Origin of the sequence: Pseudobacteroides cellulosolvens ATCC 35603 = DSM 2933, assembly GCF_001262605.1 — a bacterium.
Taxonomy (GTDB): Bacteria; Bacillota; Clostridia; order Acetivibrionales; family DSM-2933; genus Pseudobacteroides; species Pseudobacteroides cellulosolvens.
Map to the genome: position 1 here is coordinate 5,524,381 of NZ_LGTC01000001.1, position 13,946 is coordinate 5,538,326.

16 protein-coding genes are annotated in these 13,946 nt (G+C 37.1%); all 16 read right to left on the reverse strand.

Going from position 1 to position 13,946, the window contains the following annotated elements:
* Positions 1-24 precede the first annotated feature (24 nt).
* Positions 25-414, reverse strand: a complete 390-nt coding sequence (locus Bccel_RS22890) for an iron-sulfur cluster assembly scaffold protein (RefSeq protein WP_036935516.1) — start codon at positions 412-414, stop codon at positions 25-27.
* The gene (locus Bccel_RS22895) at positions 407-895 is read right to left on the reverse strand and encodes a Fur family transcriptional regulator (protein WP_081926687.1); all 489 of its coding nucleotides are present in this window, start codon (positions 893-895) and stop codon (positions 407-409) included. The genes Bccel_RS22890 and Bccel_RS22895 overlap by 8 nt, the downstream gene beginning before the upstream one ends.
* A gap of 189 nt (positions 896-1,084) precedes the next feature.
* The gene (locus Bccel_RS22900) at positions 1,085-1,471 is read right to left on the reverse strand and encodes a NifB/NifX family molybdenum-iron cluster-binding protein (RefSeq protein WP_036935514.1); all 387 of its coding nucleotides are present in this window, start codon (positions 1,469-1,471) and stop codon (positions 1,085-1,087) included.
* Between the two features lie 41 nt (positions 1,472-1,512).
* Positions 1,513-2,367 (reverse strand): ATP-binding protein, encoded by an 855-nt coding sequence (locus Bccel_RS22905; RefSeq protein ID WP_036935512.1) that lies wholly within the window; start codon positions 2,365-2,367, stop codon positions 1,513-1,515.
* Positions 2,364-3,194: a nucleotide-binding protein gene (locus Bccel_RS22910; RefSeq protein WP_036935510.1), complete on the reverse strand. Its 831-nt coding sequence runs from the start codon at positions 3,192-3,194 to the stop codon at positions 2,364-2,366. The genes Bccel_RS22905 and Bccel_RS22910 overlap by 4 nt, the downstream gene beginning before the upstream one ends.
* Positions 3,191-3,565 carry a NifB/NifX family molybdenum-iron cluster-binding protein gene (locus Bccel_RS22915; protein ID WP_036935507.1) on the reverse strand — a complete coding sequence of 125 codons (375 nt, stop codon included), beginning with the start codon at positions 3,563-3,565 and terminating at the stop codon, positions 3,191-3,193. The genes Bccel_RS22910 and Bccel_RS22915 overlap by 4 nt, the downstream gene beginning before the upstream one ends.
* A 180-nt stretch (positions 3,566-3,745) precedes the next feature.
* Positions 3,746-4,795, reverse strand: coding sequence for a [FeFe] hydrogenase H-cluster radical SAM maturase HydE (hydE, locus tag Bccel_RS22920; RefSeq protein WP_050754070.1), 1,050 nt, complete (start codon positions 4,793-4,795; stop codon positions 3,746-3,748).
* 68 nt (positions 4,796-4,863) lie between these two features.
* Positions 4,864-5,004, reverse strand: coding sequence for a hypothetical protein (locus Bccel_RS30450; RefSeq protein ID WP_154673409.1), 141 nt, complete (start codon positions 5,002-5,004; stop codon positions 4,864-4,866).
* Positions 5,005-5,016: 12 nt separating this feature from the next.
* Positions 5,017-6,390: a thioether cross-link-forming SCIFF peptide maturase gene (gene scfB, locus Bccel_RS22925; protein WP_201781976.1), complete on the reverse strand. Its 1,374-nt coding sequence runs from the start codon at positions 6,388-6,390 to the stop codon at positions 5,017-5,019.
* A gap of 17 nt (positions 6,391-6,407) precedes the next feature.
* Entirely contained in the window at positions 6,408-7,250 is an 843-nt protein-coding gene (locus tag Bccel_RS22930; RefSeq protein ID WP_050753759.1) for an MBL fold metallo-hydrolase, read from the reverse strand.
* Positions 7,251-7,335: 85 nt separating this feature from the next.
* Positions 7,336-8,454, reverse strand: a complete 1,119-nt coding sequence (locus tag Bccel_RS22935) for an iron ABC transporter substrate-binding protein (protein ID WP_036935504.1) — start codon at positions 8,452-8,454, stop codon at positions 7,336-7,338.
* A gap of 53 nt (positions 8,455-8,507) precedes the next feature.
* A complete protein-coding gene (locus tag Bccel_RS22940) occupies positions 8,508-9,260 on the reverse strand; it encodes an ABC transporter ATP-binding protein (RefSeq protein WP_036935502.1) in 753 nt (250 codons plus the stop codon).
* Complete coding sequence (locus tag Bccel_RS22945; RefSeq protein WP_036935967.1) at positions 9,257-10,297, reverse strand: FecCD family ABC transporter permease; 1,041 nt, start codon at positions 10,295-10,297, stop codon at positions 9,257-9,259. Before Bccel_RS22945 ends, Bccel_RS22940 begins: the two co-directional genes overlap by 4 nt.
* 70 nt (positions 10,298-10,367) lie before the next feature.
* A complete protein-coding gene (locus Bccel_RS22950) occupies positions 10,368-10,898 on the reverse strand; it encodes an FmdE family protein (protein ID WP_036935500.1) in 531 nt (176 codons plus the stop codon).
* A 194-nt stretch (positions 10,899-11,092) separates the two neighbouring features.
* A complete protein-coding gene (locus Bccel_RS22955) occupies positions 11,093-11,917 on the reverse strand; it encodes an undecaprenyl-diphosphate phosphatase (protein WP_036935498.1) in 825 nt (274 codons plus the stop codon).
* 198 nt (positions 11,918-12,115) lie between these two features.
* Positions 12,116-13,894, reverse strand: a complete 1,779-nt coding sequence (locus tag Bccel_RS22960) for a recombinase family protein (RefSeq protein ID WP_050753760.1) — start codon at positions 13,892-13,894, stop codon at positions 12,116-12,118.
* Positions 13,895-13,946: the final 52 nt, after the last annotated feature.

Here is a 13,946-nt window from a genome sequence, read left to right on the forward strand (position 1 = left end):
CGAATAATAAATTATATCCGCAAATTACTCTTTGTGAGCATTCTTCTTATAATAATCCTCAATCGCCTTTTTTAGTGTCTGTACACCAAGGTTTGAACAGTGCTTCTTATGTTCCGGCAGACCTCCCAATGCTTCAATCACATCTTCATCAGTAATTTTTAATACCTCTTCAATCGTTTTACCCTTAGCAAGTTCTGTCGCCATACTGCTTGTCGCAATTGCAGCTGCACAACCGAATACAAGAAAACTTATTTCAACTATTACATTATTCTGCACCTTAATGTATATTGTTAAAGAATCTCCACATCCAGGCTCTCCGCAAGTACCTTCTCCATCAGCATCATTCATACTTCCAACATTTCTCGGACACATGAAATGCTCCAAAACTATATCTGAATAATCCTCTCTAAACATTGAACCCACTTCCTATTTTCATTTTAAAATCATCTATTGAATTGCATTTCTGGCTGCATCCATCACAATAGCCAAATATCTTAATAGGTTTTGCAGTTACCACAAAATTCTTGTTTTCTAAAATAATTTTCTTAAATTCTTCTGTTAAGACATCATCAAGCTCCTGTACTCTGCCACACTTTAAACAAATCAAGTGATGATGGTTTATTTCCTGCGGCAATACCAGTTCATATCTTGAGGGAGAATCCTCCATTGATAACCTTGAAACCAATCCTACTTTTTCAAACATTTCCATGGTACGGTATACAGTTGCAATACCTGCTTTACGTTTCTTATCCGGGCCGATAGAAAGAAGTTGATAAATATTTTCCGTTTCAAGATGATGTCCTCTGCAATTGTATAAAATCTCAAGAATTGCTTTACGTTGAGGCGTCATCCTTAAATCATATTGCTTTAGCAAATCATAAATTTGGTCAAGCAATTCTAATCAATCCTTTCACAGAACAAAATCACGTGCAATTTTGTCAACCTTGATAGTTGTCGCGGGAAATTGTGGTGTATGTAACCATGCTATATCTGTATTTCAATCTTTGAAAGACACAATTATTTGCTAAGCATTGAAAAAGGCAGGTCTTTATAACCTGCTTCCGGCAGAATATTTCAAAATTAATTAATCTTCATGTGGGTGATCGCATACTGTCTTTTCAACGCCATATCCTCTTCCAGCCCCCGGCTTGCAAAGACTCTCACCACCCACAAGAGTTCCCTTTTCCAATTTAGATATAATATCATTTATATTACCGCTTACTCCTGCTATTGTTTCAATCCCCAGTTCTTCGAACATACCTGATGCTCTAGCTCCCATTCCTCCACATATAATGAGATTTATACCTCTTTCATTCATAAACTGTGGAATAAATCCAGGAGAGTGCCCAGGATTATCTATTGATTTTCTTTCAATAACTTTGCCTTTTTCCAAATTCAGAATAGTAAAGTTTGGACACCTTCCAAAGTGTTCTGAGACATACTCTCCATCAGTTGAAATTGCTATTCGCATTAAAATACCTCCTTTAAAATGAACCTGCAACACCATATATTTTACAAACCATTACACATCAGCTGTTCCCAAATATTTTTAATTTCTTCAGTAACAATTTCATTTCCTGCCTCTACAGGAGTTTGAAATTGTTGAAGAGCTTTTACAATCGTTGGATCAAAGGGTATTTTCCCTATTACCGGGAAACCGTTCCCAATGCAATATTCTTCAATTTGTGCCGTTATTTCAGGATTCAGATCGTACTTGTTAATACATACAAACGCAGGAATCTGAAAATGCTGTACTACACTCAAGACTCGTTTTAAATCACTAAGTCCCGACAATGTAGGCTCTGAAACTGCCACCACAGCATCCGCTCCGGTAATAGACGCTATGACAACGCATCCAATCCCTGGTGAGCCATCGATAAGCACCCATTTTTCATTATTCTTATAATTATAAATATTCTTTCTGACTTCGGTTACAAGTTTTCCAGAACCTTCAGCTCCAATGTCAAGAAGTGCATGGGAAAAAGTACCCCTATCAGTTTTTGCCACATAAGTCTGACCTGTTTTTACTTCTTCAAGGCATATGGCCCCAACCGGGCATACCAGTGTACAAGCACCACACCCTTCACACTTTACCGGCAGTACTTCAAGTTTCTCACTTATTGCATCAAACCTGCACGTTCTTTTACACAAACCGCATTTTATACAAACAGATGAATTAATAACTGCTTCTTTTGCACCAAAATAATCTTCCTGCTTTACAATATCACCATTTAGTAATATATGAAGATTTGGTGCATCTACATCACAGTCTGCCAGCATTTTATCCTTCACAAGTATGCTCAAAGATGATACCAGGGTGCTTTTTCCTGTCCCGCCTTTACCGCTTACAAAAGCTATTTGCTTCATTTGTCGGCACCCCTTTCTATCTTTTGATATATTTCCTTAAACTTACTCTTCCAATCTCCATTATTCTCTACGGGAAGAATACCGTTTGAATACGCCCCAGCGATTTCCTGTGAATATGGTATTTCCATAAGAACCTCAATATGATTTCCCTTACAATACTCTTGGACACTTTGATTATCCTTCGATGCCTTATTCACCACTACACCAAAAGGAATTCCCATCTTTCTTATGAGCTGTACGGCGATTTTCAAATCATGAAGTCCGAAAGGTGTTGGTTCTGTAACAAGAATACAATAATCACAGCCGTCAACAGACTGTACAACCGTACAGGATGCACCTGGAGAACAATCTAAAATAACCGTCATATCGTTTCTTAATCTTTTTTTTAATTCACGTATAACTGGTATACTAATAGGTTCTCCGATATTCAATCTCCCTTGAAGAAAGGTATTATTGCCGTTTATCTCTATAACCCCGGTTTCTCTGTACACTTCCCTGATTGCTTCATGAGGACAGGCAATCAGGCATGCACCGCAGTGATGGCAAATTTCCGGAAAAACCAGAACCTTTCCTTTTACTACAGCAATAGCATGGAATTGGCACGCTTTACCGCAGTTACCGCAACCATTGCACTTCAATGTATCAGCTTCAGGGACAAGAACATTAACGGGAATTGTATCCTTTATTTCCGGTCTCAGAAAAACCCATCCGTTTGGTTCTTCTACATCACAATCCACATATTGGCATCTGTCAATTGATAATGCAAGACTTGCAGATACGGTTGTCTTTCCCGTTCCTCCTTTACCGCTTAAGACCGCAATCTTCATTTCCGGCCTCCCTGCATTCCGTAATGTTCAGGAACGGTTGTATCAATTTTATCAAGCAATCCTTTATTTAATTTCTCCAAATTTTCCTTTAGGGAAACTGCCGTTCCCCTATATATATCAATCTCGGCAGTCTTTAATACATTCATGGCATTTGGCCCCACATTTCCCGTAATAACAGCCTTTACCCCTTTATCAACCATCAACTGTGCTGAAGTAATTCCCGCTCCGCCTCCGGAATCAGCCGCAGAGTTTTCAATAATTTCAAACTTCATTGTTTCAGTATCTGCAATTGCAAAATATGCAGCCCTTCCAAACCTAGGGTCCATTATGCTATCTGATGAATTTCCATTTGAAGATAAACATATTTTCATTATAACAACATCTCCTTTTGTAATATCCAATTTTAATTATAAGCCTATGCCCATAATAAATTTTATTCTTATTTTGGGCATATGTCAATTATTTTATGACAAAAAAAATGCACTCTGAATTGTAGAGTGCACTAAAATATCCAAAAGAAGTACTGAAATTCTTTCTCGTAATTCATATAATTATATTTTAACCGTCCTAATACGCCCTCCAAAATGTTTCCCTACTACTCTGCCCTCCTTTGATATCAAACACTTTATCACATTAATCTGATTTTCAAGAGTTTCTACTTTGTCTCCTTTTCCAGGATATATAGCATAAAGCTTTTTATAATCATCTATCCCCATATTTGGCATAATAACATTTGCACCACAGCCTAATCCTTTTCTGTAACCATCATCCGCCTTAACTCCAAGAGCTGTTGTTACAGGCATATTTATATCTGGCATAAGCAGTCTTGCCAATGCCATCATCTTTAATACAGTTTCAACATTGCCTTCTGCTTCATATTCAAGGGGTGTGCCTTTGCATGGAATAAAAGGCCCCATCCCGATCATGTCGGCATCAATTTTCTTAAAAAACAAAAGGTCTTCTGCTAACATTTCAGGTGTCTGACCCGGAAGCCCTATCAAGCAACCTGTACCTGTCTCATAGCCAAGTTCTTTTAAGTCATAGAGACATCTTACCCTGTTTTTATAACTCATCCGCGGATGCAAGCTCTCATACAGTTTTTCATTACTTGTTTCGATACGTAAAAGATACCTGTCTGCCCCAGCATGTTTAAGGGCTGTATAGTCATTTCTGGATAGTTCACCTACACTCAGAGTTACTGCTGTACCCATATCTTTAATTTTATCAACTATTTTGCATAGGTCATTTACTGTAAAGAACTTATCCTCACCACTCTGAAGCACTATTGTTTTCAATCCGTATTTTACCGCATTTGCTGCACATTCAATAACCTCCCCAGGCTCCATCCTGTATCTCTTTATTCCACTGTTTGCTGCCCTAAGGCCACAGTAAAAACAAGTCCTGCAGCAGAAGTTGCTGAATTCAATCAAGCCTCTTAAGTATACATCATCACCTACAAACTTCTTTCTTACCCGGTCTGCAGCAGTATAAAGTATAGGGACATCTTTACATTCCAAAAGTTCAGCCAGACTGTTTTTATCAAGTTCATGCTCATTTTCAAGTGTATTTACGAGCATATCTAATTTCAATATATCCTTCATATTTTCTAACCCCTTATATCCCTTTCTCCTTGCTCCATACTGTTTATGTATCATTTAAGCAAAAAACCCTAATCACGAGCACAGATTGGCTCTTGTTTAAGGTTTCTCTTCCATAAAATCAAAGCTTCCTCTGTATTGGAAATATCCTCAACATTAGAACACTCATAGCTCCATCTTCTTCCTCTCAACAAGTCTGGCCTTGAGGTCAAAGCATTATCCTTCTATTTGTTGTTATATTCATTTTGAATCGATTTACATGCTTCAATCATGATTGCACATTCAATCCGTTTTCTTTGCATCTCGCAAGCAGTTTCCTCCGGCTTCAAAATATCACCATTAGAATAGTAAGAGTTTGCATGGCAGCCTCCGGAGCAGTATAGCTTTGCCCAGCATTTACGGCACTCATCCTTTATAAATATATTGGCTTCTCCGAACCGTTTTCGCACGCCCTCATTGTTTAAACCAGAATTAATGTTACCCACTTTAAATTCAGGCTGTCCGACGAACTGGTGACACGGATATAAATCCCCCTCCGGTGTAACTGCAAAGTATTCATTACCTGCACCACAGGCTGTAATCCTTTTATACAGGCATGGACCATCATACAGGTTTATATTGAAGTGATAGAATCGAAAGGGCTTTCCTTGTTTTATCCTCTCAATGTATGTACTTGCCAACTCCTCATATTCTTTTTGTATATCCTTTAAATGCTCCTTACGGATATGAAAATCCTCTCCAGCACCTACAACCGGCTCTACTGATATTTCATCAAAGCCAAGGTCGGCTAAATGAAAAACATCCTTTGAGAAATCAAGATTCTTTGCAGTAAATGTGCCCCGGATAAAATAGCTTTTGCCATTTCTTTCTTGCACAAGCTTATGTGCACCTTCCAATATTCTATCATAAGTACCGTTTCTTGCTGCATCGTATCTAATAGCATCATGTACTTCTTTTCTGCCGTCAATGCTTATAACCACATTGTCCATATTGTCATTTATATACTTAATTTTTTCATCATCAAGAAGCACACCATTTGTGGTTATTGTAAAATGAATACTTTTACCTGTAAGCTCTTCAACCTTTCTTCCGTACTCCACTGTTTTCTCAATTACATCAAAATTGAGCAGCGGTTCTCCTCCAAAAAAATCGATCTCAACATTCTTTCTTTTACCGGAGTTGCTTATTAGAAAGTCTACAGCTTTAAAAGCAACATCTGCAGGCATTAAATTTTTTGCTACTTTATAGCTTCCTTTGGATGCAAAACAATACTCACACATAAGATTGCAATCATGTGCTACATGAAGGCATACAGCCTTAATTCCATTATTTGAATCAGCCTTTTTTAGGATTGTGTCCTTTTCCATTTCAGGTGCATATAAAACCCCTGTTTCAACAAGTTCATTAATTTCATTCCATGCTTCCTTAATACTTTCGCCTGAATATTTATCCTGCAGCTTATTTATTGCTTGCTGATATTTAAATGGTTCATTAAATACGGATATTAACTCATAAGAAATATTATCCAATAAATGAACACTGCCGCTATTTCCATCAACAGCAATATTGATGCCGTTCATAGAGTATGTATGTACCATTATTCTTCCCTCACTTATTATTCTTCAAGTATAAATTCATCCCCAACTGTCAGCATCTTGCAATGTTCTTTCAAAAATCGCTTAATTTCCCATATAGGCAGCAATCCTGTACAATGCAGAGGAATTACTGTATGTATACCCATATCCAAAAAATGCTGAATTGTCAATTGAAGCCTTATGTCCGATACTCCTTCCAGATGCATTCCACCTATAACTCCGGCAATCTTATCATCTGGAAACAGCTTTTTGGCATATTTAATACAGTTTATTATTCCTGCATGGCTGCATCCTACAAAAACATAAACTCCAGCATTGCCTTTAATTAGCAGCATTTGCTCATCAATAATCATATCCTGAGATAGGTTCCCGTTTCCGTCATCAATAAAAAAGTTATGGGGTACACCTTCAAAATCCACAGTACTGGGTATTTCACCGGATATTACTATGTCTTCATCAATATTTACAGGGCCTTTGTTAACGACAAGCCTTTCATCAGGAATGTCTATATCATATCTCCCATTTTCTGTCCAGGGTATCCCAATATTTCTGTTTGATTCTTTTTTGCCATAGTACCGTTTTTGAAAAGCATCCTTGTGTATATACACGGGTGCATGATGATTTGCCCTGCAAAACTCCGCTACTCCTCCGGTGTGATCATAGTGTCCATGGCTCAACACCAGCAGTTCTGCTTTTGAAATATCAACACCAGCCTGTTCTGCATTAAGCGAAAATATATCCGATTGTCCAGTATCAAACAGGATGCGTTTCTTATCTTTTTCAATCCATATTGAAAGGCCATGCTCAGCAAGCATATGCCTTTTTCTCGCATAGTTTTCAGCCAATAACCGTATTTTTATCATTTCAATACCCCTAATCGCATCATTCGGGCATAGGCCCATTATAATAATACTCTATTAGTAAAGCATTGTCAATAATTTGGCACCATCAGTAGTTTTTCTGTAATGCCAGCTTCTTAAATCCCTCATATGCTTTAGCCATCTCAGAATATAGCTCCTTGCCCAAGAGAGTTTTATATATCTCATCAGCCTTTTTCTCAGGGTCCACATCTTTGAATTGGTCCGGATAAAGCACTTTTCCCATGTAGTATGCATCCGCTATCGCCGTATCTACGTTCGTAGCATAGAAATTATACGGCAGTTGTATATAAATTTCACCATTTTTTATTGCCGATAGTGTATTGTAATAATCTTTATTTTTCTGATAATCCTGCTGAAACAGCTGGAATCCACTGCCATCAATAAAGATTTTATCCGGATTCCACTGGATAAGTTTTTCCTTATCTATCATCAACGAGCCTGTTTTTCCTGTTTCATCTACCACATTCTTGGCATTTACAGCATTAAACAAGGAATAGTTCCCCTGCGTACTTTCAATCCCATGTGTTCCTCTCATCCCCAAGCCACCGACATAGGCACTTGGTTTTTTATCATCAGGAATATCATTCGTCCTGGTGTCCAGATCATTTTTGCATTTCTTCATGTAGTCTTCGATTTCTTGAGCTTTTAGTTCTTTTCCGACAATCTTTCCGATTAGTTTTATCGAAGTATAAACTGCCGGATCAAAGGCAGAGGTCTTGCCATAGCTAATTACAACTACAGGAATCCCTGTTTTTGATTGCAGATTATCTGCAGAAGCTTTATCTGCTGCATAGGTGCTGAAAATAATCTCAGGCCTAACTGCAAGTATTTTTTCCGGGTCAGGGGCATTATTCGGACCGCCCGGACCTATTAGAGGCAGGTTTGAAAGTGAAGGATTTGCTATGACGTAGGGCTTGCCGGTAGTGTCGTCTTTGTCTATCCGTTCAACTCCAGCAATCATATCAATACTGTTGAAATAGCAGCACAATCTTAAAGCACCGGGACCAATAGCTACTACTTTTTTTGCCTGTGCATCGATTTCAACATGTCTTCCAAGTGTATCTGTCACTGTAATTTTCTGCGAATTTGAAGCTGTATCCCGGAAAGTCTTTGAAGCACATCCCCCAAAAATCAATGAAATATAAAGAAGTATAGCAATCTTTAAAGAAAAATTTCTCTTATTCATATCCTATACACCCCCAATTTTACATATTAAGTTTATATTAAAATACAATCATGCTATACAGGTATTACAATGGGAACATCCCCGATTTTACTTATACTTACGGTCACAGAATAAACATTTTCTATGTTTTCAGGTGTCATTACCTCAATTCCACCTGCCGCATAAATTTCCCCGTCTTTTATGAGCAGGAATTTATCGGCAAAGCGTATAGCCAAATTCAGATCATGCATTGTTACTATTGCTGCCATTTGCTGCTCTTTGACAACTTTTTTTATTATTTTGGCAACCTCAAGTTGATTTTTTAAATCCAGGCTGCTTGTCGGTTCATCCAACAGGAGCAGTTCTGGTTTTTGTGCCAATGCTCTTGCAATCACTACTTTTTGCTGTTCTCCCCCGCTCAGTTCATTCAGATACCTGAGAGCATACTCCGTAAGGTCAAGTGCCTGCAGTACACCATGTGCAATCTCCAGGTCATTTTTTGATGCCTCCCATTGGATGTATGGTTTTCTCCCAAGCAGCACTGCATCAAATACAGTAGTTCTGGTGTTTTCATTGTTCTGAGCAACATAACCGATTCTTTTTGCAAGTTCCCTCCTGCTGAGCTTGAAAGCTTCATAGTTTTCTATATATACAGCACCCTTATGCGGTTTTAATACTCTGTTTATGCACTTTAAAAGAGTCGATTTTCCAGCACCGTTAACGCCAAGTACTGCAAGAAAATCCCCTTTTTCAATTGAAAAGCCTATATTTTTTATTACTGAACGGCTCGGATAATCGAATGCCAAGTCTTTGACCGATAGAATCATTTTTTCTTATACCCCCTTACCAGCAGATAGAGAAACAATGGTGCACCAAAAAACGAAGTTATCGCTCCTACTGGAAGCACCACAGGGGAAACCACGCTCCTTGCAAGAGTATCTGAAACCAATAGCAGCAGCGATCCGGTAAGTGCTGATGCTGGAATCAGAAAACGATAATCTACACCTACAATCCTTCTAATAATTTGAGGACCAATCAGCCCGATAAAACCTATTATGCCGAGGAATGAAACCGCTACGGCAGTGATAAGTGATGAAATAAACATTCCTCCCATTCTAACATTTTCAACATGAACTCCGAGGCTTTTTGCTGTTTCTTCACCACTATCCAGTGCGTTATAATCCCATCTTCTCAATATGAAATATACGATTGCCAAAAATATAACACTTGCTAGAATTGCAACTTCCCTCCATGATGCCCTTCCAAGGTCTCCAAAAGTCCAGAAAACCGCTGCCGCAATTTGAATATCCTGGGCAAAATACTGGATGAGTATGGTTCCTGCAGAAAACAAAGAGCTTAGGGCAACACCCGCCAATACCATAGCCTCAGGAGAAAAGCCTCTAAACCTCCCTAACATCAAAATTATGACAGTACCTATCATAGCCCAGACAAATGCAGAAACCGTCACTAGATATGGATTATTGATAATAACAGCATCAGTCCCTGTACTCTGAATGCTTCCTGTCCCGAATACGATGATTGCCAGGTTTGCTCCAAAGGCTGCTGCATTGGATATACCCAATGTTGATGGTGATGCCAGCGGATTTCTGAGATTGTTCTGCATTATACACCCTGCCACTGATAAACCAGCACCGGCAATAATTGCAGCTAAGACTCTTGGCAACCGAATCTGCCATATAACAACATCAGACACTTCTGTCCCATTACCCATGAATGCCTGTATTACCTGAAACACGTTCAAATTTGTCGATCCTGCATTTATTGCAAATATTGAAGCTATTATAATAAGAATAAAAAGCATTATTACTACGCCTCTTTTTCTTAATGTATATTTATTGTACATAACAGTCCGGCCATTCCCGTTTACTGTTGTTTTCTCATGATTCACAAATTATCCAATCCTCCTTAATTGTCTACCAACCTCTAAAATAGTCTTTAAAGCAGTCAAGACATACTTTTTTCCCATCGTTAATTCTCATCTTGTGCTCAGGTGCACCCTCGCCGCAAATTTCACATACAATAGTAGTAAACAGCCTTCCTTTTTCAGGCAATTCGAAGGTTGGTTTGCTGAAATTGAAGACTTCATTCACTGACGAATTCAATATATAATTCTGACGTTGCTGGCGATCCATTTCACCCGTAAAAGGCTTTACAATCATTCTAAGGCTTTCCCCATCTTTACGGTTAAAAAAACTGAATGCCATTTTTCCTGTTCCTTTGTAAAGAAGATTTCCCTTACCGAAGGTACATCCTGTCAATACCTGTACTGCATCTACGCCGCAGGCGTCATTTTCTGTGACACATACAACCTCCTCATCCTTCGAAAATGTAAGCCCCATTTTTTCCATAGCAGCCTCACAGGCTTTAAAGCCCATTGCAAGTCCAGGACACTCATGTCCATGAAATTCAACACATCTTTCCCAATTTGTAAGTGGTTTGCACATATTCTCTTCCCCTTTTGATTAAAAAATAAAAAACCACGAAAAGAGCCGTTCCTTACGGCATCCCTTCGTGGTTTGATTTTGTGTTTAATAGCAGCTTAATTATAAAGCCTTCATGGCTTTGTTTTCCGTTGTATACTTTATCATATTGTGGTAAACAAGTCAATTTTTAATCCATTCCTAAGTGATTTTTATTTTCACTTTATAATTAAGAAATATAATAAAATGAGGATGCCTAGAACAATTCTGTACCAGCCAAAAGCTTTAAAATCATTATTTCTAATATATCGCATTAAAAATTTAATTGCTATTATAGAAACCACAAAAGCCACTATCATTCCACTTAACAATACAGCTACTTCCATTCCGGTAAAATTAAACCCGAATTTTATAATCTTTAATGTGCTGGCACCAAACATTATAGGAATAGACATAAAGAATGAGTACTCCGCAGCAATATGTCTAGAGGACCCCAACAATATACCTCCAAGAATAGTTGCTCCCGAACGTGAAGTTCCCGGTATTAAGCTCAACACTTGAAATACGCCTATTCCAAACGAAGCTTTATAAGACAAGTCTGAAAAATCCGTTACTGTTGTTGTTTTATTTTTATTTCTATTTTCAATAAGAATAAAAAGTATTCCATATATAATTAACGTGATCGAAACTGTACCATAATTGTAAAAATGCTCATCCAGCCAATCATCAAATACTACACCCAATACACCGGCGGGGATTACACCAATTAATACCTTGAGCCAAATTGAAACTGTATCTTTCTTTTCTTTTATAGTCTTTTTAGTTGAAAACGGATTTAATTTGTTGAAATATAGAAGAACTACAGCCATAATTGCTCCAAGTTGAATTACTACCAAAAACATTTCTTTAAAAGCATCGTTAACATTTAGCTTTATAAATTCATCTGCTAAAATCATATGTCCTGTGCTGCTGATAGGAAGCCACTCTGTAATACCTTCTACAATTCCTAAAATAATCGCTTTTATAATTTCTATAAATTCCATTCTGCTCTTTCTCCTTTATTTAGACTTTACCTCCATTACATTCCTGTTATACAAATGCAATATTCTCCATAAAAATTATTTTTGGTAGGGGGGAACAGCACCCTCTCCCCATTTTTCTGGTAAAATATCTGTTCCCACGAAGTAAAAAAATCACATTTTTAATATTCCTATTTTCAAACGCAAAAACACACAAAAGGCTTATATCAAGCCTTTCCAGACACCCCATTCTAAACCCTTGTTATCAATGCCACGCACTCCACGTGTGTCGTCTGCGGAATAAGAACACATATTCTCACTATTTGTTTCAGAAGGAACACCAGACTTTTTACCTTTTGAATTTTCTTTTTTCTTTTGACCATCTGCTTCTATTTTAAATCCTGTTTTGAATACAAAAGTAATAAAATAGGGTTTCTTATTTCCTTTTTCATCAACTTTACCTAAAATAACTTCCTCAACTACGCTTTCAAAAACATGTCTATCAAATTCAGTTAATTGTTCATTTTTTTCATATAATTCTCTAAAAGCCTTCATCCTTTTCTTGAGGTCAGTTTTTTCATCTACAGATACTTGAAGATCAACTCTTTCACTTTTCAACTTTTCCAATTTACCGGAAAGCTCTATATATTTTGCTTCATAAGTATCCTTATCAATAACCTCATCAACTCTCATATCAACAATCTTACTTAATTTATTCTCAATTGAATCAATTTCTCTTTGTACACGTTTCAATTCTTTTGCAATATCCAAGTTACTTAAAGACTCTTCCATTTCAACCAAGAATTCTTCTATTACATTTCTATTTTTGCTGCATAACATATTAAAGGAATCTATAAATGCTTTTTCAATTTCTTTTTCATCTATCCCTTTACTGTCAGGGCAGTATTTTTTCCCTTCCTTCACAGATGTCATACAACTCCACACATGCTTTTCATGAATTGACTTGCTATGCCAGGTTCTCCTAACAGCAGTTTTTCCGCAGAAGCCACATTTTATTATACTACTAAATGAATACTTTTTGCTAAACTTATCTGTTCTACCTTTATTATTATGCTTGCTGCTTCGAACCTGCAATATTTTTTGTGCTTCTTCAAATAATTCTTCAGAAATTATAGGTTCATGATTTTTGCTTATGTAGTACTTTTCTTCTTCCCCCATATTTTCTAATCTTCTATGTGTTAAAGGGTCAACAGTAAATGTCTTTCCAAGTAATATGTCACCCTTATATTTTTCGTTCTTAATAATTCCTCTCACGGCACTTTCATTCCATTTGGTATTACCCTTTTTGGTTTTATAATTAAGTTTTGTAAGTTCTTTGGCTATTACAAAAGCCCCGGCACCTTCAACATATCTTCTAAAAATGTATCTTACAATTTCTGCTTCTTCCTCATTAACAGAGAGTGTTTTATCAATCGGATTATAGTCATATCCCAGACATCCATGAAAACCAACCAGCTCTCCTCTTTTCATTTTCATCTTCAAACCCATTTTTACATTGGCAGAAATGGATTCACTTTCTTGTTGTGCTAATGAGCTTAATATCACCAATAGCATTTCACCATTCATAGTCAATGTATTAATGTTTTCCTTTTCAAAAAGAATGGCTACATTATAGTCCTTTAATAACCGTACATATTTTAATGTGTCCAATGTATTACGTGCAAACCTTGATATAGATTTGGTTATGATTAAATCAATTCTTCCCGCAACTGCATCATTAATCATTCTTTGAAACTCTACTCTTTTATCAGTCTGAGTTCCACTGATGCCTTCATCTGCATATATATCAACGAGCTCCCATTCCGGCTCAGACTCAACCATGGATTTATAGTGCATTACTTGTGAATTATAACTTGTTAACTGTTCTTCAGAATCTGTGCTTACTCTACAATAAGCAGCCACACGAATTCTCTCAATAATTTTTGAGGTATTTCTATTTATTCTATTTGGATTTGCTTGTATCACTTTTACTTCTGCCATTTTAAGTTCCCCTTTTTGTATTCTTATTCAGTACTAATTATACTAAAGTTTA

Excerpts from the sequence above, each read along its gene's own strand:
- Bccel_RS22900 (WP_036935514.1), bottom strand. The coding sequence starts at position 1,471 with ATGCGAATAGCAATTTCAACTGATGGAGAGTATGTCTCAGAACACTTT.
- Bccel_RS22955 (WP_036935498.1), bottom strand. The coding sequence starts at position 11,917 with ATGGAATTTATAGAAATTATAAAAGCGATTATTTTAGGAATTGTAGAA.
- Bccel_RS22890 (WP_036935516.1), bottom strand. The coding sequence starts at position 414 with ATGTTTAGAGAGGATTATTCAGATATAGTTTTGGAGCATTTCATGTGT.
- Bccel_RS22945 (WP_036935967.1), bottom strand. The coding sequence starts at position 10,297 with ATGTACAATAAATATACATTAAGAAAAAGAGGCGTAGTAATAATGCTT.
- scfB (WP_201781976.1), bottom strand. The coding sequence starts at position 6,390 with ATGGTACATACATACTCTATGAACGGCATCAATATTGCTGTTGATGGA.
- Bccel_RS22940 (WP_036935502.1), bottom strand. The coding sequence starts at position 9,260 with ATGATTCTATCGGTCAAAGACTTGGCATTCGATTATCCGAGCCGTTCA.
- Bccel_RS22950 (WP_036935500.1), bottom strand. The coding sequence starts at position 10,898 with ATGTGCAAACCACTTACAAATTGGGAAAGATGTGTTGAATTTCATGGA.
- Bccel_RS22930 (WP_050753759.1), bottom strand. The coding sequence starts at position 7,250 with ATGATAAAAATACGGTTATTGGCTGAAAACTATGCGAGAAAAAGGCAT.
- Bccel_RS22960 (WP_050753760.1), bottom strand. The coding sequence starts at position 13,894 with ATGGCAGAAGTAAAAGTGATACAAGCAAATCCAAATAGAATAAATAGA.
- Bccel_RS22935 (WP_036935504.1), bottom strand. The coding sequence starts at position 8,454 with ATGAATAAGAGAAATTTTTCTTTAAAGATTGCTATACTTCTTTATATT.
- Bccel_RS22915 (WP_036935507.1), bottom strand. The coding sequence starts at position 3,565 with ATGAAAATATGTTTATCTTCAAATGGAAATTCATCAGATAGCATAATG.
- Bccel_RS22910 (WP_036935510.1), bottom strand. The coding sequence starts at position 3,194 with ATGAAGATTGCGGTCTTAAGCGGTAAAGGAGGAACGGGAAAGACAACC.
- hydE (WP_050754070.1), bottom strand. The coding sequence starts at position 4,795 with ATGAAGGATATATTGAAATTAGATATGCTCGTAAATACACTTGAAAAT.
- Bccel_RS22905 (WP_036935512.1), bottom strand. The coding sequence starts at position 2,367 with ATGAAGCAAATAGCTTTTGTAAGCGGTAAAGGCGGGACAGGAAAAAGC.